The following is an 18,780-nucleotide window of genomic DNA, read 5'->3' on the forward strand; positions in this document are numbered from 1 at the left end:
GCCAGGCGGCGGGAGCGAGGCGCGCGGCCACTGCCTGGCGCCGCTGGCGGATTGCAGCGGTCGCTCGGCTCGCCCGCTGCGCGCCGCCCCTGCCTAGGGCGCCGGCACCGCAAGAATGCTGCACGGCGCCTGGAACAGCAGGCGCTCGATCGTGCTGCCGAGCAGCTTGTTCAGCCCGTGGCGCTGCACGCGGCCCATGACCAGGACATCGGCCCCGCTGCTTTCGGCGAAATCGGCCAGCCCGTTGAGCGGCGTCCCCATGACGAAGTGCCGACGTTCCGGTGCCACCCCGTAGCTGTCGGCCAGTTCGCTGAAGCTCTTGTGCAGCGAATCGCGCAACTCGCCCACCAGATCCGACCAGGCCACGCTGCCGGCGCCGGCGTCGCCGAGATAGGCGGGGCTCAGGTCGTAGACGTACACCAGGTGCAGCTCGGCGTCGCATTGCAGGGCCAGGGCGTTGGCGGCCTGGATGATTCGCTCGTTGAGCCCGCTGATGCGGTTCTCCATCCGCGAAGGATCTACCGCCGCCATGATCTTGCGCGGCAGTGCCTGGCGCTCGCCGCCGACCAGCATCAGCGGAACCGGGCTGTCGCGCAGCAGCTGCACGTCCAGCGGGGTGATGAAGGCGCGCTTGAGCAGCGGTTCATGCTGCACGTCCTTGATCAGCAGGTCCGGCTGCATCTCCTCGAGGTGGCGGATGATCTCCGCCAGCGGCTCGTTCGTCCATTGCAGCTCGGTGGTGACCGCCAGCCCCTGCTCGCGCAGCGGTGTCACCTGCTGCTGCAGCCATTGGCCATGCTGGCTCAGGTACTGCTCGCGGGTCTGTTCCTGGACGCTCTTGTCCAGCCAGCGCAGCGTCGCGAAGGGCTCGACGAACGCCGTGACATGCAGGGCGGCGCCGCTGGCCTTGGCCAGCGCGGCGGCACGCTGCAAGGCGGCGCTGCGCTGCATCTGCGGGTCGGCGACGAGAAACAGTCGTTGATACTGGCTCATGAGGGGTACCTCCACAGTATGCGATGGTCGGCTCGGCCGTGGGCAGCATGCCAGCTGCCAGCTCCGGCATGCCTACAGCCTGCGACGCCGGGGCCGACTGCATGTTGATTTGCATCAAGCTGCCTTTTGCTGGGCAGCGCCTAAGATGAACGGTATCCCCCTCGTCAGGAGCCCGCCGATGGCCAGCACTGCCCCGCTGCTGTTCGCCCTGGAGGGCAGCCAGGCCTATGCCGCCAGGGTCGCCCGGCGGCTCGGTCTGCCGCTGGCCGCTCATGAGGAGCGCGTGTATGAAGACGGCGAACACAAGGCGCGCCCGCTCGAGTCGGTCGACAACCGCAGGGTGGTGGTGTTCCACAGCCTGCATGGCGACGACCGGCAGAGTGGCAACGACAAGCTCTGTCGCCTGCTGTTCTTCTGCGCCGCGCTCAAGGACGCCGGCGCCCGCCAGGTGCAGGTCGTCGCGCCCTACCTCTGTTACGCGCGCAAGGAACGGCGCATCCAGCCGCAGGACCCGGTGATCAGCCGCTACGTCGCCGGCCTCTTCGAGGCCTGCGGCGTGGACCGCCTATTGACGCTGGAGGTGCACAATCCCGCCGCCTTCGACAATGCCTTCCGCATCCCCACCCGGCACCTGGGTTGCGCACAGCTGTTCGCCGAGCTTTTCGCGCCTCGATTGGGCGACGCCGAGGTGGTGGCGGTGTCGCCGGACAGCGGCGGCGCCAAGCGCGCCGAAGCGTTTCGCCAGGAACTCGCCGCGCTGCTGGGCCGTCCGGTGGGCAGCGCCCTGGTGGACAAGCACCGTGTCGACGAGCAGCTCAGCGGCGGTCTGCTGGTCGGTGACGTCCGCGGTCGGGTGGCGATCCTGATCGACGACCTGATCAGTACCGGCAATACCCTGTTGCGCGCCGCCGAGGCCTGTCACCAGGGCGGCGCGGCACGCATCTTCGTCGCCGCCGCCCACGGCCTGTTCACCGCGGGCGGCACGCTGCTCGACAGCCCGTTGCTCGAACACATCGTGGTCTGCGACAGCGTGCCACCCTTCCGCCTCGATCCCGAGCGCGTCGCGCAGCGCCTGGAAATCCTCGATACCAGCGCTGCGGTCGCCAGCCTGCTGGCGCGCCAGTTCGACCTGCCGATCTGAAGGAGAACGCCGATGAGCGTCACCGACCGCCAGTGCCTGAGTCTGTTCGATGCAGCCGAGCTGGACGCCGTACTGCGGCGCATGGCCGTCGAGGCCCTGGCCCTGCTGCCCGAAGGCCACGGCGTGCTGGTTGGCATGCTGCGCCGCGGCGAGCCGTTGGCGCGCCTGCTGCAGCGACACATGGCACAGCTGAGCGGCCAGCGCGAGCTGCCGCTGTATGGGCTCAAGGTCAAGCGCTATGCCGACGACCTCAGCCTGTTGCACCCCGACACAGCGCTGAGCGAGAACCCGGAGCTGGCGGCGCTGGATCTGGCCGGCAGCTCGCTGCTGGTGGTGGACGACGTGCTGTACCAGGGCCATTCGCTGCTGCGCACCTGCAGCTACCTGGCCCGGCTCGGCGCGCGCGAGGTGCGCTGCGCGGTGCTGGTGGATCGCCACCTGTACCGCCAGCCGATTCGCGCCGATATCGTCGGCATCCACCTGCAGGTGGCCGAAGGCGACGTGGTCGAATGCCATGTGCCGCCCTACGAAGCCGAGCTGTGTCTGGAGGTGGTACGCCACGGCGCTTCTTAGGGTGCGCCGTGCGCACCCGCGCGACGAACCGTAGGAGCCGGGCGAAGCCTTTGTCGTATCGGACATTCGCCGCGGGGCGCGGCTCCTACGCAGGCGTAGAGCCCCGCAGCGTACGTAGGGTGCGCCGTGCGCACCAATGACGGCGATTATCAGACGCTGGTGCAGGGATCCGGCGCCCAGTCGCCGAGGTCGGGGTTGCTGCAGGCGCTGCTGATGATGCCGGTACCGCGACTGCTGACCTGCTGCGCCTCGCTGCGCTTGGCGCTGGCCTTCTGTATCTGCTGTTCGGTGGCCACCGCTTCCTTCGGCACGGGTTTGGCCGTGGGTGCCGGCTTGGCCGCCGGCGCGCTCTGCACCTTGGCCGCCACCGCCACCTGCTGGCGCTCGACCCCGACCTGTTGCAGGTCCTTCTCGTAGGCCTGGGTGTAGGTGTCGATGTCCTCGCCGGTGCGGCCGTCGGCGGCGGCCAGCAGCGCGTTGGTTTCCTTCAGGCCGCTGAGTATCTCGGCGAAGCGGCTGCGGCCCTCGGCGTCGCTCATGGTCTTGTTGCGATGCGCCGCGCGCAGGTTCTCGAACTCGCGCTGGTAGCAGTCCTGCGCCGCCTTGGCGTGGACGATGCTGCGATCCAGGTCCATGGTGCTGCGCTCGAAGTCGCTGCCGTAGGAGGCGATGCGCTGGCGGTCGTCGCTGATCTGTTTCTGCCGCTCGGTGTAGTAGCCCGCCGCGCCACCGACCAGGGCACCGGCCGCGGCGCCGATCAGGGCGTTGCGCCCGGCGTGGTCGCCGCCGCTCAGGGCTCCGGCCAGGCCGCCGAGCAAACCGCCGGTGACCGCCCCGGTGGTCACCGACTTCTGCATCGCCGCGTCGGAGGCACGCAGGTGATTGACCGGCTCGTAGCAGCCCGGGTAGTAGTTGGCCTGGGTGGTCTTGGCCACCTTGGCGCTGACACCGCCGCCGATGCTGGCGCAGCCGCCCAGCAACAGCATGGAGAAGGCGCCGGCGAACATCAGGGACGAACGTAGAAAGCGGATCTGCTGCGGGTGTTCCATGGTCTGAGCCTCATGCTTGAGTTGTCTGTTTCCATCCTGGCCGGCCGCGGCGTACGGCGCCCTCGCCCGCAGCCTGGCTCTCCTGCGTCAGGGTGCCAGCAGCTCCTTGCGAATCGCCGCCGGATCAGCCTTGCGTTGCAGGCGGTACTCGTCCACGTGCCTCACAAACAGCGTAGCCCGTTTCACCAGGCTCTTGCCCAGCACCGGCTGGCGCTCGAGTTCCTGGCGGGTGCGCTGGAACTGCGCCTGGATCACCGCATCGCTGTAGCGCGTACCGGTGGCCAGGTTGTCGATATAGATGCTCACCGCGCCGTCCAGCGCGCTGCGGCCATTGGCGATGGCCGACTCGTAGAGTTTCACCGCGGTCTGGTCCTTGGCCTGACGCGCCTGGTTCAGGCTGTTCTGCAGGTTGGTCAGGCGGATGTTGTAGTTGTTCACCGTCTCGGCCACCAGCGCCGCGGACTGGATCAGGTTGGCCGCCGCCTCCTGGCGCTGCTGGGCGATCAGCGAGACGTTGCGCTTGAGTTCCTCGTTGATCAGCGCCAGGCGCGCCTGCAGCTCGGGGTCTTCGCTGCCGGCGATGATGCTGTCGAGCAGCAGGGTCGGGTCGTCGGCGTCGTCGATCTCGTCGGTCAGGCCGGCCAGGCGCCCTTCCCGCTGCCATTGCTCGAACAGCTCCGGGTAACGCGAGCGCGGCGCCGACAGCGCGCCCAGGGCGACGCGAAAGCCGGTGGTGTCGTTGCGCTGCTCGCTGCCATCGGCAGTGAACGAGGGGTATTCGCGGCGCATGCCGGTGAACAGGGTCAGCTCGCCTTCCAGGTAGTTGCCGCCCTTGACCACGAAACCCCCATAGGTGCCCTGGCGACGCCCGGCGTGGACCATCTGGAAGGGGTCGTGGACCATCTCGGCGGCGTTGCCGATCACGTCGTGCAGGCCCAGCGGGTTGGGCTTCCTGCTGCCCACCGGCAGCAGCCGTGCGCCCTGCCCCGTGCCGCCGGCGACCTGGGTGAACACCGCCCAGTCGGCCAGCGGGCCATCGCCGTCGACGCCCTCCTCGCGTCGCGGAAACAGCCGCGCCTCCAGCTCCTGGCGGCTGACTGCGTGGCCGCCGCGGGCGGCGAACTCCCATTCCACCTCGGTGGGCAGGCGCACGAAACCGACACCGCCGTCCTCCGGGCTCGTGCCGCGGCCGCTGATCGGCAGGCGCTCGCGGTGATGCCTGAGCAGCCAGGCGCTGTACACCGCGGCGAAACGCTCGGCCTCGAAGCGCGACAGATTGACCTTGGGCCGGCGCGCCATCACCCCGCCGGCGACCGGTGTGCAGACTTCCTCGCCGCCTGCGACCAGAACCGGCGCCTGATCCATCACCTGCTGGTACTGGCGCTCGGTGACTTCGTACTTGCCGACGAAGTACAGCATGGGCTTGAGCAGCTCGTCGCCCTGGCGGATCGGCAGGGTCGGCGCGATGCGCGATCGCCAGTCCTCGGGCAGGTCCTCGACGACGAACTGGCCGTTGATGAAGTCGCGCCGGTAGCCGGAGATAAAGGACTGCTGGTAGCCCGGTTCGTCCTCGCTGAAGGGGTAGCCGAGGCTGATCTCGCGATCGTCCAGCGTGCCGCGGGCGAGGATATAGACGTGGCGGAAGACCATCTCGCCGCCGCAGGGCAGCGGCAGGCTGACGTCGTCTTCCAGCGGTTTGGGGTTGTAATCGGCGGGGCTGCCGGGCGCCGGAGCGGCGGCGGTTGGCTGGGCCGTGTCGGCCGGCGCTGTGGCCTCGCCTGCCGCGCTCGGCGCGGCCTCCTGCGCCGCCTCGACCTTGGCGGCAACGGGCTTGGCCTGCTCGCCCTCGGAACAGCCGAGCAACAACAACGCGGGCAACAGCAGAGGCCACTGACATCTAGACATCGCGCAATCCTTCCGAGGCTTCGATTCGCGCCGCCCGCCAGCCGCCGGAAGCGGCCGCCAGGCTGCTGCACAACAGGGTGACCAACAGGGCCAGCAGGTAATGCCCGGCCAGCAGGCGGCAGGCGTATTCGCCCGGGCTGTGCTGGAACAGCTGGTTCAGGCCGAGTTCCGCGCCGGCATACAGCACCCAGGCCAGCAGAGTGCTGAACAATCCGGTATAGAGCGCCTGCAGTACCACGAAGGCGACCATCGCGGAAGACGAGAAACCCAGCAGGCGCAGCACCGACAGCGCGCGGCGCTTGCGCTCCACCGCGGCCAGGGCGCTGGCGGTCATCGCGGCGAAGGCGCCGCCCAGGGCCAGGCAGGCGATGATCCAGAACACCAGGGTCAGGTTGCGGCTGAGCGAGCGCACCTGGGCGATGGTATCGGCCTGGGTCGCGACTTCGAGGTTGCGGCTGGCGAAGTGGCGGCGCAGCACCTCGACGCCGTCGAGATCGGCGGCATACAGGCGAAAGCCAGGGTAAACGCGCGCCTTGCCTGCGGCCTCCAGCCCCGGCCAGCCGAAGGCCGGCACCGCCAGGCCGTCGCGGTAGTCCTCGGCGGCCTCCAGCAGGCGCAGGTCGGCGAACAGCGCGTCGCGGGCGAAGGCGCTGAGCGGTAGTACCGCCTGCACGCGCAGGCCGGTGCGCTGGTATTCGCTGCGGCCGCCAACCTGGCGGCCGAAGGCAGCCTGCAGTTCGTCGCCGGCGGCGACACCGAGCTTCTCCGCCGCGCGCTGGCTAAGCACCACGCTGTCGAGCGCCAGGGGCTGATCCTGCTGCGGCAGCAACGGGTCGCCCGGCGCGGTGGGAATCATCTCCACGGTGACCCGGCCGCTGCCGCTGGATAGCTCGGCGGTGGCGGCGATCTGCCGCGTGCGCGGGATGACGAAGGCCACGTCCTGCCGCGCGCGCAACTCGGCGATGGCCTCGGCGCCGAAGCGGCCGCCGCCCAGCGGGATCACCTCGCGGATGCCGGGGTCGCGCTCCAGGCGTTCGGTCAGCGTGCCGATCAGACCGAACTTGAGGCCGAACAGCACCAGCAAGGGGGTCAGTACCGCCACCAGTGCCAATACCGCGCAGGCCGACAGCCGCCCTTCGCGGCGGTAATCGTGCCAGGCCAGCCGACCCATCAGGCGCAGGCGCATCAGCCGGCCTCCTGCAGGGTCGCCACCACCCCACCCGGACCATTGCGCTGGACCGCCAGACGCAACGGCTGCAGCCCGACCCGCTGGGCCAGCGCCTCGTCATGGGTGGCGATGAGGATGCAGGCGCCCTGCTCCTGCGCACGTTCCACCAGCAACTGCATGACCCGCTCGGCGTTGAGCGGGTCGAGCGAGGCAGTGGGTTCGTCGGCCAGCACCAGGGCCGGGCCATGGGCCAGGGCGCGGGCGATGCTGACGCGTTGGCGCTGGCCCACCGACAGCGCGGCCGGCAGCTTGTCCAGCTGGTCGGCGATCTCCAGGCGCTCAGCCAGACGCTGCACCGTGGCGTCGTCGGGCATGCCGAGCAAGGCGCGCGACAGGCCGATATTGCCGCGCACGTCGAGAAAACCCAGCAGCCCGCCGGTTTGCAGCACGTAGCCCATCAGGCGGCCGCGCAGCTCGGCCAGCTGGTCCTGGCGATCATGCCGCCAGAGCGCGGCGATGTCGCGGGTATGGCCGTCGCGGGTGAACTCCAGCGCACCGCCGGGATCCGGGCTGAGCACCAGGGCCAGCAGGTCGAGCAAGGTGCTCTTGCCGCTACCGCTGGGCCCGACCAGGGCCAGGCGCTGGCCCGGGCGCAGGTCCAGGCGCGGCACCTGCAGGCGGTAACCCGGGCGGCTCTTGCCGATGTCGCGCAGGCGCAGCATCAGGGCAGCGTCGCCAGCGGCACGCGGTACAGCGCGTCGCCCGGTTGTGCATCGCCAAAGCGGACCCAGTGGGCGATGTCGTTGTGGAAGGTTTCGTACAGGCGGATCTTCGACTCCAGCTCGTCGATGTAGTCCTGCTGTTCGGCGACGCTGAGCGACAGCCACAGCTCCTGGCTCATGTTCAGCGACTTGCTGCGGTACGGCAGGCCCTCCAGGTACTCGCCGAGGATGCCGGACTCGGCCAGGTTGCGGCCCTGGTTCAGGCCGCTGGGATCGCGGCTCATGTAGGCGCTGGCGCTGGCGATTTCCTGGAAGAAGTCCTTGGGCGACGATTCCGTGCGCCGCGCCGCGTCGACGATCAGCTTGAGCGACTGCTGCAGGTCGTTGAGCTGCAGCTTGGTCAGCAACACGCAGACCTGGAAGGCCGGCAGCGAGGGGTTGGTCAGGTCATGATCGGCGGTCCAGGCAGTGACCAGCTGCGGCGCCTGGGCGGCCGAGCGGCGGCCGAGAAAGTCCATCTGCATGGCGTAGCCGATGGCCTCGGTCCTGGCCGCGATGCTGCGGGTCGATTGATGCTGATTGGGCGCCTGCACCTGGTTATTGGCGACCTTGCTCACCAGTTCGGCGAAGATCAGCCCGATCTCGCGCACCGTCTGCCCAAACTTCTCCACCTCGCCGTCGGCCACCGGGATGTACAGATCGCCGATCTGCGGGTTGGCGTCGGCGGTCAGGCTGCGGTACTGCTGCTCGGCGAAGCCGTGGTTGTCGCGACCGATGGGCGTGCGCAGGTGCAGCGCGTAGATCTTGATCTGCTTACGCAGCGCCGCCTCGCGCACTTCGGCCTCGTTCATCTGGGTGCGGCTCAGCGGGTCGTTCTTGCGCAGCGCCCCGGCGTCGGTAACCAGGAGAATCAGCCGGCCGCTGTAGGGCGTCCAGTCCATGCCCTCCACGGCCTCCATCACGCCGGCGAAGGCATCCTCGTTGAAGGCATGACTGGAGACGTTGGTGGCCTTGACCTGGCGCGCCAGGTCGACGAAGCGCTGCGGATCGCTGCCCTCCTCCAGGCTCACCAGGGTGCGGCTGACGTATTCCAACCCCGGGGTCTTGTCGACGTTGCTGCGAAAGCCCACCAGGCCGAAGCTGACGCTGTCCAGGTCGCCACGGCGGGCGATCTGCTTGTGCAGCTCGTCCACCACCTGCGCTACCCGGTCGATATAGGGCTGCATCGACACCGAGGTGTCGACCACCAGGACGATGCCGGTGCGGAACTTGTCGTGCTGGATGCGCGGACTGCCATCGCCGACCACCCGTTCGGCGTCGCCCGGATCGATCGACGCCACGTTCAGCAGCTGCACCGGCGCGCCGTTGCCGTCGAAGGTCTCGTGCGACTCGAAGATCGGCAGCAGATAGAACTGTTCCTGCGGGATGGCGCTGGCCGCCGGCTCCAGGGCGACGATCTGCGGCGCCACACCCTCTTCGAACTGCGCCTGATGCAACGCCGTGCGCGCCTGCGCCGGATCGGCCAGGTACTGTTCCACCGCGCTGCGGCTGTTGAGAAACATCACCGGCGAGCGCCCGGAACGCTCGGTGAACTTCAGCACCAGGCTCTGCTTCCAGTCGCTGACGTCGGCGGCCGCCAGCCAGCCCTCGCGCGTGCCGTCGCTGGAGGCGCCGACCTCCAGCCAGGTCTGTCCGCCGTGCTCCTGGCGACGGTAGACGTAGAGCACCGAGAAGGCCGGCAGCTCGTTGCCCTGCCCCGCCTCGCCGGGCTGGCTGGCCAGACGCGCCTCGGGTTTGCTCAGCACGCGCTGGAACAGGCTCTTCTTGCCCGGCATCAGCAACGGACGCTCGCCGCCATCGGTGGCGAGGGCGCCAGGCGTGCCTTCCGTGCCTTCGTCCACCAGCGGCGGCCTCTCGCCGTTCGGCGGCGGGTCGCTCTGCGCCTGCTGCTGTGAGTCGGTCGTGGGCGGGCTACCAAAGAACCAGTAGCCACCGCCACCCAGCGCCAGCAGGCCGACCAACGTCAGCGCGACTATGGCCAGCATCGGGCTACGCGACGGCCCGGATGATGGCGCAGGTGTGGAGGGCGGAACGCGCGTGGGATGCTCGTCGGCCGGTCGCGACGGCGCCTCGCTCTGCGCCGTTGGCATGCTCACGGAAACCGCCTGCATCCCGCCAAGATCGGTTGGCGTGGAGCGCTGCGCCGGCGTTTCCGGCAGGCCCAGCGGGCGGAACTGGGTAGCTTCGCTGTCGCCGCCGTTTGCGGGGGCCGGGCTGGCGGATAGTGCGTCCAGCGCCTGGATCAGCGCGGCGGCATCGGGGAAACGATCGGCCGGGTCCTTGGCCAGCAGACGACTGAGGATCGGCTGATAGCGGCCCTGGGCAATCGGCAGCTCGGGCAGCGGCTGGGTCAGATGGGCCAGCGCGGTGGACAACGAATCGGCGCCGACGTAGGGCAACTGGCCGGTAAGTATCTCGTAGAGCACCACGCCCAGGGCATAGAGATCGGTGCGGCCGTCGACCTGCTGGCCGCGCGCCTGCTCCGGGCTCATGTAGCTGGGGGTGCCGACGGCGAAGCCGGCCTGGGTGAACTGGGTGCGGTCTTCCAGCGATTTGGCGATGCCGAAGTCCGACAGCACCGCGGTGCCGTCGGCGCGGAACAGGATATTGGCCGGTTTGACGTCGCGGTGTACCAGGCCCTGGGCATGGGCATAGCCGAGCGCCGAGGCGATCTGGCGCAGGTACTGGATGCCCTGCTCGGCGCTCAGGCCAGCGGCGATGCGCTCCTTCAGCGTGCCGTTGGGCAGGTACTCCATGGCCATGTAGTAATGGCTGCCGACGTTGCCGATGTCGTGGATGGTCACGGTGTTGGGATGGGACAGCCGCGCCAGGGTCTTGCCCTCGCGCAGGAAGCGTTCGCAGAAACTCGGATCGGCGGCCAGCGCGGCGGCCATCACCTTGAGCGCCACCTTGCGCTCCAGCGAGCGCTGGGTGGCGAGATAGACCACGGCCATGGCGCCATCGCCCAGCTCGCGCTCGATCTCGTACCCCGGTATTTCGATATCCATGGGTTACTGCGTCCTTCAATAGGCTTTGACGACAATGGCGGTGATGTTGTCCGGCGCGCCGCGGGTCAGGCCCAGATGCACCAGGCTGCGCACCATCTCGTAGGGGGCGACATGGCCGAGCACGCCCTGCAGCTCGTGCTCCTCCACCGTGCGGGTGAGGCCGTCGCTGCACAGCAGGAAGCAGTCGCCGGGCAGCACCTGCAGCTGCACCTCCTCCAGCTCCAGATGCTCCTGGGCGCCCACCGCGCGGGTGACGATATTGCCCATGGGGTGCTCGCGCGCATCCGCCTCGCTGAGCACGCTGCTGTCGATCAGCTCCTGCACGTAGCTGTGATCGTGGCTGATGGCCTGCAGCACGCCCTCGCGCAGACGGTACAGGCGGCTGTCGCCGGCCCATAGACAGACGGCCTGATCGCCGCGCGCCACCAGCAGCACCAGGGTGCTGCCCATCATGCTCACGCCGCGGCGCTGCGCCTCCTCGCGCACCGCCTGGTTGACCTCGCCGATGCAGCCGCGCAGCGCCTGCACGTAGTCGTCGAGCCGTTGCGCCGGCGTCACGCGGCGCAAGCTGTCGACGATCAGGCTGCTGACGAAATCCCCCGCGGCATGGCCGCCCATACCGTCGGCCACCGCCCACAGGCCGATCTCCTGGGCATCCAGGCAGGCGTCCTCGTTGACCTGGCGAACCATGCCGACATGGCTGTGGCTGGCGGACTGGTACTGCTCGACTGCGGCTGCATTCATCATCGGCTCTCGCTCTGCAACTGCGCGGCCAGGCCGGGCGCCGGCGATACGTCCGCCCCCAGCAACAGGCCGCTGAACGCCTGCGCTGCCGGCATCCCGGCGCAGCACAGCAGGCCGGCGGCGACATGCTCCGAGCCGCGCCCCCACCACAGACTGGCGCCTTCGCAGGTGAGCTGAGCCAGCACGGCCAGGCGCTCGGCCGGGCTGGCCACAGAAAAATGCATCTGCCGGAAACCCGGCGTGCGTGGCCTGCGCCGGCCGTACGCCGGCATGCCGAGGGCTGCCACCGCGGCCTCGAAGGCCTCGAAGGCGCTGCCCTCCTCCAGCGTCGCCAGCAGCGCCGCCTCGGCCTGTTCATACCAGGCGTCCGGACCGCCGAGCAGCGAGCCCAGATCGGCATCGGCATCCAGCGGGCAGGCGATGGTCAGCGGAAAATATCGCCCGACCCGGTCGACACTGGGCATCATCACCCCGGTGACCGCCTCGCCGCCGACCAGCCCCGGCGCCAGGGCGAAGCGCCACAGCGGGCTGACCAGGTAGGCATCCAGCCAGGCCGGGCCCAGCTCTTGTTGGCTGGCGGCGATGCCGGCGGCCAGCCAGGCGTCCCAGCCCTCGATGAAGGCGCTGGGCAGGCCACGGTGGATGAAGTCGCCGCGGCTGACCAGCTTGCCGTAGAAGCCAGCGCTCATAGGCGCTCCGGCAGGCTGAAGCCGTTCAGCACGCGGCCGCGGAACGGGTTGAAGGCGCTGCTGGCACGCAGCTCGCAGGCTACGCTGGCGTTGTCCACGCGCAGGCGCAGGGTGAAGCGGTCCGGCGAGGCGCCCGGGGTCAGGTCGGACTGTTCCAGCAGGCGGAACCAGGCCCAGGGGCCGTCCAGGGTCAGGCCGGAGCGACCGGCACTGGTCGGCGGAGTGATCGACAGGCGCACCACGCCCAGGCTGTTGGGGCTCGGCCACTGCATCGCCACCGGGCGACTGGGGCCGTGATCGTAGGTCATCTGTTGGCCGTCGAGATCGAGGATGAACTGGCTGATCGCCGGGTCCATCGCCACCGGCTTGAGTTCGAAACGCACCGTGGGCTGGGTGCCGCCGGCGCGGAAGAAGGCGTCGCGAATCGCCGCCGCGCGCTGGAAGGTCTGCAGCACGCCGCCGCCTATACCCAAGCGCTCGGCCGCTCCCGGCTGCCAGCGCCAACTGGTCGCGGAGGTATCGACATAGGGCTGCAGGTACTTGCGGAAGTAGTTGTCCATCACCCCGCCGACGCCGAAGAAGTTGCCGAAGTCCTCCAGCGTGGCGTCGCGCGTGCTGCCGCTGTCCAGCGGGTAGCGGCCGGCCAGCGACTGGCGGTAGACGTTGACCACCTCGGCGACCCAGGCCGCGTTGAGCTGGCTGCGGATGCCGCCCATCATGCTGTTGGTGGTGGCGCTGACCACCGAGTTGACCAGGTTCTGCACCAGCGGCGGCTGGCGTTCTCCGGCCAGCTTGACCCGCTGCGCCGAGGCCACCGCCTGATTCTTCGCCTCGCCGAGCAGGGCGTCGCCACTGGCGCCGCTCATGGCGCTGAGTTGCACGTAGAGCTCGTTGAACTGCGCCAGCAGGTCGTCGATGGGCGCGCTGTTGCTGCCCTCGGGCTTGCGCACCAGGCTGTTCAGCTCGTTGAAGCGGGCGGTGATCGGGTCCACCTGTGGCGCGGCCTGCGGCTGGTTCTGCGCACCCTGGCCGACCAGCGAGCCGAGCTGCTGCTTGAGCTTGTCCACCGTGCCGTCGGCGGCCTTGAGCTTGTCGGCGAGCAGGCGGTCTTCCTGCTGCAGGTCGGTCTCCCGCGCCACCGCCTCGAGCAGCTGCTTGAGCGGCGAATTGGGCCCGGACAGCACGCGCATCACGTCGGCCGCCTGGGCCACGCTGGTGATGGCGACGAAATCGATATCGCCGAGCAGGCTTTCCCACTGGCCGAGAAAGTCCTGGAAGTACAGGTTGCGTACCTCCAGGGCCAGGCTGGCGGCGTCCTGGTTGTCCGCCAGCGGTCGGCCCAGCACCCACTGTTCCTCGGCCAGCGCGCCGGACTGGCTGAGGCTGGCGACCATGAACACCTGGCGATAGCCGCGGTAGGTGTAGAAGCCGCTGAGCGGATCGTTCAGCGGCTTGCCGCTCTTGCGGGTGAACACCAGCGCGGCGTCGCGCCCGGCCGCTTCGCTGATGCGAAAGTCCGCCAGGCCGTCGGGCAGCTTCTGCCGCTTGACCCGGTTGTACACCCGCTGCGCCACCGACATCTGCTGCAGCTGACGACGCAGGTCCTCGATCAGGTTCTCGTCCAGCCGCGCCGGTGGCGGCTTGCGCGCGAACAGCGCATCGAGGTGCTCGCCCAGGGCCAGGCGCTGTTCCGGCGCCAGATCGCGCGGCAGGCTCTGATCCCAGTCCAGGTTGATCCAGGCCTTGATGAAGTCCGCATCGTACTGGTCGGCGCTGGCCAGCATCAGGTAGGCCTTGAGCCCCTCGTAGAGGAAGTCGGAATTGCCGCCGCTGCGCAGCTGTTCCTCGATGCGCGTCAGCAGCCGCGGCGCCATCACCGCGATCAACAGTTTGCGATAGACGCTGCCGGCTTCGGCGCCGAGCATGTCGCCCTGGTACAGGCCGAAGCCGGCGGCCCAGGACGGCGGGTTGTCCGCCACGTGGCGGATGGCGTTGAGCAGCGGCAGCACCGCCAGCACCTCGCGCTGCGCCGGGCTCAGGGCCTCCAGCTGACCCTTGAGCGGCGCCACGCGGCCGTCCACCTCGGCGATATAGGCCTGGTTGGCGTTGTAGCTGACCAGCCAGACGCTGGCGACCGCGACGAACAGCAGCACCGAGGCGGCCAGGGCGCCGCGGGTGATCCACTTGCGCCTGCGCTCCACCTTGGGGTTGGCACCGACCAGGCCGCGCTCGCCGAAGGCCACCTCGCGGAACAGCCGCTCGATGAAGTAGCTGCGCCCGGTACCGGTCTGCCGCGCCAGGTGCTGGCGATCGAGATTCATGCTCTGCGCCATGGCGCCGATCAGACGGTCGATGGGGCTGCCTTCCTGGGTGCCGCTGGTGAAATAGACGCCGCGCAGCAGCACCCGCTCCTCGTAGCGATTGGGTTTGAACACGCCGTCGAGGAAGCTGGCGAGGTTGTCGCGCAGCGCGGCGAATTGCTGTGGGAAGCCGTAGATCAGGTCGCGCCGGTTGGGGTCGCGCTCCTGCTGCAGACGCTCCACCAGGCGTTGGGTCAGGCGCTCCTCGAGCGCGGCGAACTCCTGCCTGAAGCCGGCCAGCGGCCCTTCCCCGCTCTTGCCATCGTCCAGGGGGAATGTCGTGCCCCAGACCTGGCCGCGCTCCTCCTTGCCGAGGTCGTCGAAGAACTCCATGAAGCCGGGCACCAGGTCGAACTTGGTCAGCATCACGTAGATGGGGAAACGCACGCCGAGCTGAGCATACAGTTCCTGCACCCGCGCACGGATCGAACGGGCATGGGCGGCGCGCTCGCTCTCGCTACCGAGCAGCAGGTCGGACAGGCTGATGGCGATAAAGGCGCCGTCGATGGGGCGGCGCTTGCGCTGGTTCTTCAGCAGGTCGAGAAAGCCCAGCCAGGCGGCCTTGTCCACCTCGGCGTGGCTGTCCTGGGTCGTGTAGCGGCCGGCGGTGTCCAGCAGCACCGCCTCGTCGGTGAACCACCAATCGCAGTTGCGCGTGCCGCCAACGCCGCGGATGGCGCCGCCGCCCATGTGCTCGGCGAGCGGGAAGTTGAGCCCGGAATTGACCAGCGCGGTGGTCTTGCCCGAGCCAGGCGGGCCGATGATCACGTACCAGGGCAGCTCATAGAGGTTGCGCCGCTCCTGGCCGCCGAGCTTGGCCTTCTTCAGCAGCTGCAGGGCTTCGTCCATGCGCTGCTTGAGGGTCGCCAGCTCCTCGGCGGTGGCCACGCTGGCGGCATCCGGCGCCACCGCCACCAGCCCCTGCATGACCTTGGCGGCGTTGCGCCGCGCCTGGATCAGGCGCAGCAGGCGAAAGCCGATCCAGGTCAGGAACAGCAGCGCGATCAGAATCCAGCGTACGGTCGCCGAGGCCAGCGGCTCGTAGCCGCCAATGGCGATCAGCGGACCGAGGAACCAGATCACCAGGCTCAGCGCGATCAGACCGAGAATCGGCACCAGCCAGCGCACACAGAAATTGAAGAAGGCCTTCACAGGTTGCCCTCCGCGAATACGGTGATCTCCACCCGGCGATTGCGCGCGCGGCCGGCGGCGGTCTCGTTGGAGGCCACCGGCTCGGTATCGCTGCGCCCTTCGGCGGTGAAGCGTTCCGGCTGGCCGCTGCGCGCGGCCAGGACGTCCATGACTTGCTGTGCACGGTCCTGCGACAGCTTCCAGTTGGAGGGATAACGCAAGGTCGCGATGGGCCGGTCGTCGCTGTGGCCGGTGACCAGCACGTTGCCCTTGACCTGGCGGATGGCCTCGGCGATGCGCAGCAGCAGCGGCTGCAGGTTGTCGGAGACCGTGGCGCTGCCGGAGGCGAACAGCTCGTCGCCACGGATGGTCACCACCGAGCGATCCACCGCATCCTCCACGGCGACGCGCTGGGCGCGGATGTCGTCTTCGAGAAAGCGAGCCAGACGCGGGCGCTCGATCAGCTTGGGCTGTACCGGCGGGCGGTCGATGGTCTGCACCGGGATCTCGCCCAGCGCGTGGATGTTGCGGAACACCGGTTCGGCGTCGCTGGCCAGTTTCAGGCGCAGGCCGAACAGCAGGAGCAGCAGCAGCGCCAGGCACACGGCGGCACCGATCCAGGGCGGGACGAACTGCGACAGCCGATCGCGCGCGACACTGACGCCCCGCCAGCGCGGCGACAGGCCGCGCTCGAATTCACCGCGCACGCTGCGAATGGTCGCCGCGGTGCGCTCGCGCAGGGCTTCGAGCTGGCTGCGGCCATCGTTCATCACTCGGTAACGGCCCTCGAAGCCCAGGCACAGGCATAGATAGAGCAGTTCGAGAATGTTCAGCTTCTGCCGGGCGTTCTGCAGGCAGTGCTCGAGCAGCTGGAACACCTTCTCGCCGCCCCAGGCCTCGTTGTGCAGGGTGATCAGCAGGCTCTGCTTGCCCCAGTCGCTGCCACTGCCCCAGGGCGTGCTGAGCACCGCTTCGTCCAGCGCGGTGCAGAGCACGTAACGGCTGAGCATCACCTCGTCCTGCGGCACGCCGGCGCCCTTGGCCTGTTCTTCGAACTGGCGCAGGTAGGCCAGCAACTGGGCGCGCAGGCTGGCCGGCATCGGGTGGGAGATGGTGTTGCGTAAGCGCGTCAGGAGTGCCAGCAGCGGCGCCGCCGCGCGCTCCAGTGGGTTGAGGCCCTGGGCCAGGCTGCTGGGCAAGGGCGCACCAGGCATGGCCGGCGCCGGCCCGGCTGCAGGCGCTGGGCCAGGGCGTTGCGCCGTGGGCTCCGGGGCTCTTCCACCGGGGCGCGGCATGATCATGGTGCGGTCGTTGCCTGGGCCTGAGCCACCGCCACCGTTACCCGGCGGGCCGCCGAAGGGATCGTCGATCGGATGCATGGAGAACTACCCTCGGATGGCCCAGAAGGCCAGGTTCAAGCCGGGGAACTGGCCGGCGATATGGAAGGCGAAACCTCCCGAATTGGCCAACTGCTTCCAATGGTCGCTGCCGCGATCCAGCTCGAAGTAGCTGGAGCCGGCGTGATAGGGAATCTGCCGCGGCGCCACCGGCATCGGCAGCAGCGCGATGCCCGGCAGCTGCAGATTGACCAGGTCGCGGATGTGCTCCACCGAACCGACCTTGGCCTGCTGCGGGAACAGGCTGCGCAGGTTCTCCGCCGGCACGTCGGCGCGCACCACCAGGACGAAGCTGGCGCCCTGCAGCAGGTTCTTGTCGGCCAGCATGGCCACATGCACGCCGTAGGATTTCTCGACGATGGGGATCGGCGTGGCGCGGCTGTCGATGACCATCGACAACGCCTGGCGCAGCTCGCGGATCACCGGGGCGAAGCTGGCCGCCAGGTCGTCGTGCTCGTAGGCCGGGTACTCGGCTGGGCGCCGGCCGCTGTTGGAGAAGGTGGCGAACTCGCCGGCCAACGCCACCACCTCGCGGTAGAAGGCCTCCGGGTGCAGCGGGCTGAGCCGGGCCAGGTGGCCGATCAGCGGTTCGGCGCGGTTGACCAGCTGCAGCAGCAGGAAATCGGCGATCTCCGAGGCGCCGCCGGCGCCGGAGGCCACCACCCGCCCTGCCAGCGCCTCGCCGCGCTGATGCAGCAGGCCCTGCAGTTCGCTGCGAAAGGCCGCCAGCGGCTGCGAGGCGGCGACGTCCAGCACGGGCGGGATGTAGCTGTCGTCGAGCAGCAAGGCATTGTCGGCGCGCTTTTCAACCACCCGCACCACGCCGATGCAGGCGTACTCGCCGAGGCCGTCGCGCTCGGTGAGCAGGCGCAGGGCCTTGCCGCCGATGGCCAGCGGCGCGCGGCTCTCGAACGGCGCGTTGTCGTCGCGCACCTCGCGCACCTGGCTGACGTAGCGGGCGCCGCCGAGGGCTTCGCCCTCCTCCACGGTGTCGCGGGTGCCGGCGCGCTTGAGCGGCAGACCGAGGTAGATCAGCTGGTCGCGCATCTGCGGGTCGACGATCAGTGGCGTCGGCGCCACGTCATCGCCGGGAATGTCGAAGGGCGTGCCGTCGGGCAGCACGCCACGGGCCCGGAGAATGGCCAGCTTGCCCTGGCTCAGCAGCGCCGTGTCCAGCTGCAGTTCGGAGAAGCCCCAACCGCCGGCGAACATCGGCCGGCAGCGGCTGTCGACCAGGGTTTCCAGGTAGCGATCATGCTGTTGCAGGTGCTGCGGCCGCAGGAACATCCCTTCGGACCACACCACTCGGTTATTCCAGGACATGGGCGAATCTCCCGAGTGGCTTACTTGGCCGGCGTCACAGGCACCGCGCTGACCGCGCGGGCGCTGAGGCTGACATTGAGGACGCTGGTCTTGTGTGCGGGAATGTTGACCAATTGCCGCCACACCGAGTCGTCCAGGTCGCGGTAGGCGACCACGAAGCCGAGCAGGCGGCTCTGTTCATCCAGGGTACGGTCGAGAATCAACTGTTCACCGGGCTGGATCAGCAGTTCGTCCTGCTCCACCAGATCGCCGCCGAGGGTGGCGCTGGCCGCCTCGACCAGGGAAAAGTAGTCGGCGCGGCTGAACGCCGCCCCACTCTTGAGCTCATACAGCCTGACCCGTACCGGTGCCGCCTGGCCGCTCGCGGAGGGGTTGAGGTCGGCCTGTGCCTGGAACTGCAGGCGTACCACCGTGGGCGCCGGCGGCGGTGGTTCCGAGGCACAGGCACCGAGCAGTACGGCCAGGACTGCGCACCATATCCTTTGCATATTTGTCGTCCTCTATGACGTTCAATTCA

General features: G+C 69.1%; 14 protein-coding genes. 2 read left to right on the plus strand and 12 right to left on the minus strand.

All coding sequences use genetic code 11. The features are described from left to right. Window positions 1–93: 93 nt before the first annotated feature. Complete coding sequence (locus ACUTAF_RS09445) at window positions 94–993, minus strand: universal stress protein (RefSeq protein ID WP_445579701.1); 900 nt, start codon at window positions 991–993, stop codon at window positions 94–96. A 178-nt stretch (window positions 994–1,171) separates the two neighbouring features. On the opposite strand from ACUTAF_RS09445, the gene ACUTAF_RS09450 reads away from it, so the two are divergent. Together ACUTAF_RS09450 and ACUTAF_RS09455 are read left to right on the plus strand one after the other, a co-directional pair. Further along, entirely contained in the window at window positions 1,172–2,134 is a 963-nt protein-coding gene (locus ACUTAF_RS09450; protein ID WP_445579702.1) for a ribose-phosphate diphosphokinase, read from the plus strand. Between the two features lie 12 nt (window positions 2,135–2,146). After that, a complete protein-coding gene (locus tag ACUTAF_RS09455) occupies window positions 2,147–2,707 on the plus strand; it encodes a phosphoribosyltransferase family protein (protein ID WP_445579703.1) in 561 nt (186 codons plus the stop codon). Window positions 2,708–2,856: 149 nt separating this feature from the next. Here the strand turns inward: ACUTAF_RS09455 and tagQ are convergent, their stop codons facing one another. The 11 genes from tagQ to tssJ all read right to left on the minus strand — a co-directional run bounded on the left by tagQ (window position 2,857) and on the right by tssJ (window position 18,751). Then, window positions 2,857–3,756, minus strand: coding sequence for a type VI secretion system-associated lipoprotein TagQ (gene tagQ, locus ACUTAF_RS09460; RefSeq protein WP_445579704.1), 900 nt, complete (start codon window positions 3,754–3,756; stop codon window positions 2,857–2,859). An 87-nt stretch (window positions 3,757–3,843) separates the two neighbouring features. Continuing rightward, complete coding sequence (locus ACUTAF_RS09465) at window positions 3,844–5,661, minus strand: formylglycine-generating enzyme family protein (protein ID WP_445579705.1); 1,818 nt, start codon at window positions 5,659–5,661, stop codon at window positions 3,844–3,846. Further along, complete coding sequence (locus ACUTAF_RS09470) at window positions 5,654–6,847, minus strand: ABC transporter permease (protein ID WP_445579706.1); 1,194 nt, start codon at window positions 6,845–6,847, stop codon at window positions 5,654–5,656. The genes ACUTAF_RS09465 and ACUTAF_RS09470 overlap by 8 nt, the downstream gene beginning before the upstream one ends. Next, window positions 6,847–7,551, minus strand: a complete 705-nt coding sequence (locus ACUTAF_RS09475) for an ABC transporter ATP-binding protein (protein WP_445579707.1) — start codon at window positions 7,549–7,551, stop codon at window positions 6,847–6,849. Before ACUTAF_RS09475 ends, ACUTAF_RS09470 begins: the two co-directional genes overlap by 1 nt. Then, the gene (locus ACUTAF_RS09480; RefSeq protein WP_445579708.1) at window positions 7,551–10,619 is read right to left on the minus strand and encodes a serine/threonine-protein kinase; all 3,069 of its coding nucleotides are present in this window, start codon (window positions 10,617–10,619) and stop codon (window positions 7,551–7,553) included. The genes ACUTAF_RS09475 and ACUTAF_RS09480 overlap by 1 nt, the downstream gene beginning before the upstream one ends. 15 nt (window positions 10,620–10,634) lie before the next feature. Beyond that, on the minus strand, window positions 10,635–11,363 hold the full coding sequence (locus tag ACUTAF_RS09485) for a PP2C family protein-serine/threonine phosphatase (protein WP_445579709.1): 729 nt from the start codon (window positions 11,361–11,363) through the stop codon (window positions 10,635–10,637). Beyond that, complete coding sequence (gene tagF, locus ACUTAF_RS09490) at window positions 11,363–12,052, minus strand: type VI secretion system-associated protein TagF (protein WP_445579710.1); 690 nt, start codon at window positions 12,050–12,052, stop codon at window positions 11,363–11,365. Before tagF ends, ACUTAF_RS09485 begins: the two co-directional genes overlap by 1 nt. Next, window positions 12,049–15,564: a type VI secretion system membrane subunit TssM gene (gene tssM, locus ACUTAF_RS09495; RefSeq protein ID WP_445579711.1), complete on the minus strand. Its 3,516-nt coding sequence runs from the start codon at window positions 15,562–15,564 to the stop codon at window positions 12,049–12,051. The genes tagF and tssM overlap by 4 nt, the downstream gene beginning before the upstream one ends. Continuing rightward, window positions 15,561–16,922, minus strand: coding sequence for a DotU family type VI secretion system protein (locus ACUTAF_RS09500; protein WP_445579712.1), 1,362 nt, complete (start codon window positions 16,920–16,922; stop codon window positions 15,561–15,563). The genes tssM and ACUTAF_RS09500 overlap by 4 nt, the downstream gene beginning before the upstream one ends. A gap of 6 nt (window positions 16,923–16,928) precedes the next feature. Continuing rightward, window positions 16,929–18,263 (minus strand): type VI secretion system baseplate subunit TssK, encoded by a 1,335-nt coding sequence (gene tssK, locus ACUTAF_RS09505; protein ID WP_445579713.1) that lies wholly within the window; start codon window positions 18,261–18,263, stop codon window positions 16,929–16,931. Between the two features lie 20 nt (window positions 18,264–18,283). Further along, window positions 18,284–18,751, minus strand: a complete 468-nt coding sequence (tssJ, locus tag ACUTAF_RS09510; RefSeq protein WP_445579714.1) for a type VI secretion system lipoprotein TssJ — start codon at window positions 18,749–18,751, stop codon at window positions 18,284–18,286. Window positions 18,752–18,780: the final 29 nt, after the last annotated feature.

It is taken from the genome of Pseudomonas sp. SP16.1 (assembly GCF_052682975.1).

What these genes read in the sequence shown, in the direction of transcription:
- ACUTAF_RS09445 (WP_445579701.1), bottom strand. Translation starts at nt 993, where the DNA reads ATGAGCCAGTATCAACGACTGTTTCTCGTCGCCGACCCGCAGATGCAG.
- ACUTAF_RS09450 (WP_445579702.1), top strand. Translation starts at nt 1,172, where the DNA reads ATGGCCAGCACTGCCCCGCTGCTGTTCGCCCTGGAGGGCAGCCAGGCC.
- ACUTAF_RS09455 (WP_445579703.1), top strand. Translation starts at nt 2,147, where the DNA reads ATGAGCGTCACCGACCGCCAGTGCCTGAGTCTGTTCGATGCAGCCGAG.
- tagQ (WP_445579704.1), bottom strand. Translation starts at nt 3,756, where the DNA reads ATGGAACACCCGCAGCAGATCCGCTTTCTACGTTCGTCCCTGATGTTC.
- ACUTAF_RS09465 (WP_445579705.1), bottom strand. Translation starts at nt 5,661, where the DNA reads ATGTCTAGATGTCAGTGGCCTCTGCTGTTGCCCGCGTTGTTGTTGCTC.
- ACUTAF_RS09470 (WP_445579706.1), bottom strand. Translation starts at nt 6,847, where the DNA reads ATGCGCCTGCGCCTGATGGGTCGGCTGGCCTGGCACGATTACCGCCGC.
- ACUTAF_RS09475 (WP_445579707.1), bottom strand. Translation starts at nt 7,551, where the DNA reads ATGCTGCGCCTGCGCGACATCGGCAAGAGCCGCCCGGGTTACCGCCTG.
- ACUTAF_RS09480 (WP_445579708.1), bottom strand. Translation starts at nt 10,619, where the DNA reads ATGGATATCGAAATACCGGGGTACGAGATCGAGCGCGAGCTGGGCGAT.
- ACUTAF_RS09485 (WP_445579709.1), bottom strand. Translation starts at nt 11,363, where the DNA reads ATGAATGCAGCCGCAGTCGAGCAGTACCAGTCCGCCAGCCACAGCCAT.
- tagF (WP_445579710.1), bottom strand. Translation starts at nt 12,052, where the DNA reads ATGAGCGCTGGCTTCTACGGCAAGCTGGTCAGCCGCGGCGACTTCATC.
- ACUTAF_RS09500 (WP_445579712.1), bottom strand. Translation starts at nt 16,922, where the DNA reads ATGCATCCGATCGACGATCCCTTCGGCGGCCCGCCGGGTAACGGTGGC.
- tssK (WP_445579713.1), bottom strand. Translation starts at nt 18,263, where the DNA reads ATGTCCTGGAATAACCGAGTGGTGTGGTCCGAAGGGATGTTCCTGCGG.
- tssJ (WP_445579714.1), bottom strand. Translation starts at nt 18,751, where the DNA reads ATGCAAAGGATATGGTGCGCAGTCCTGGCCGTACTGCTCGGTGCCTGT.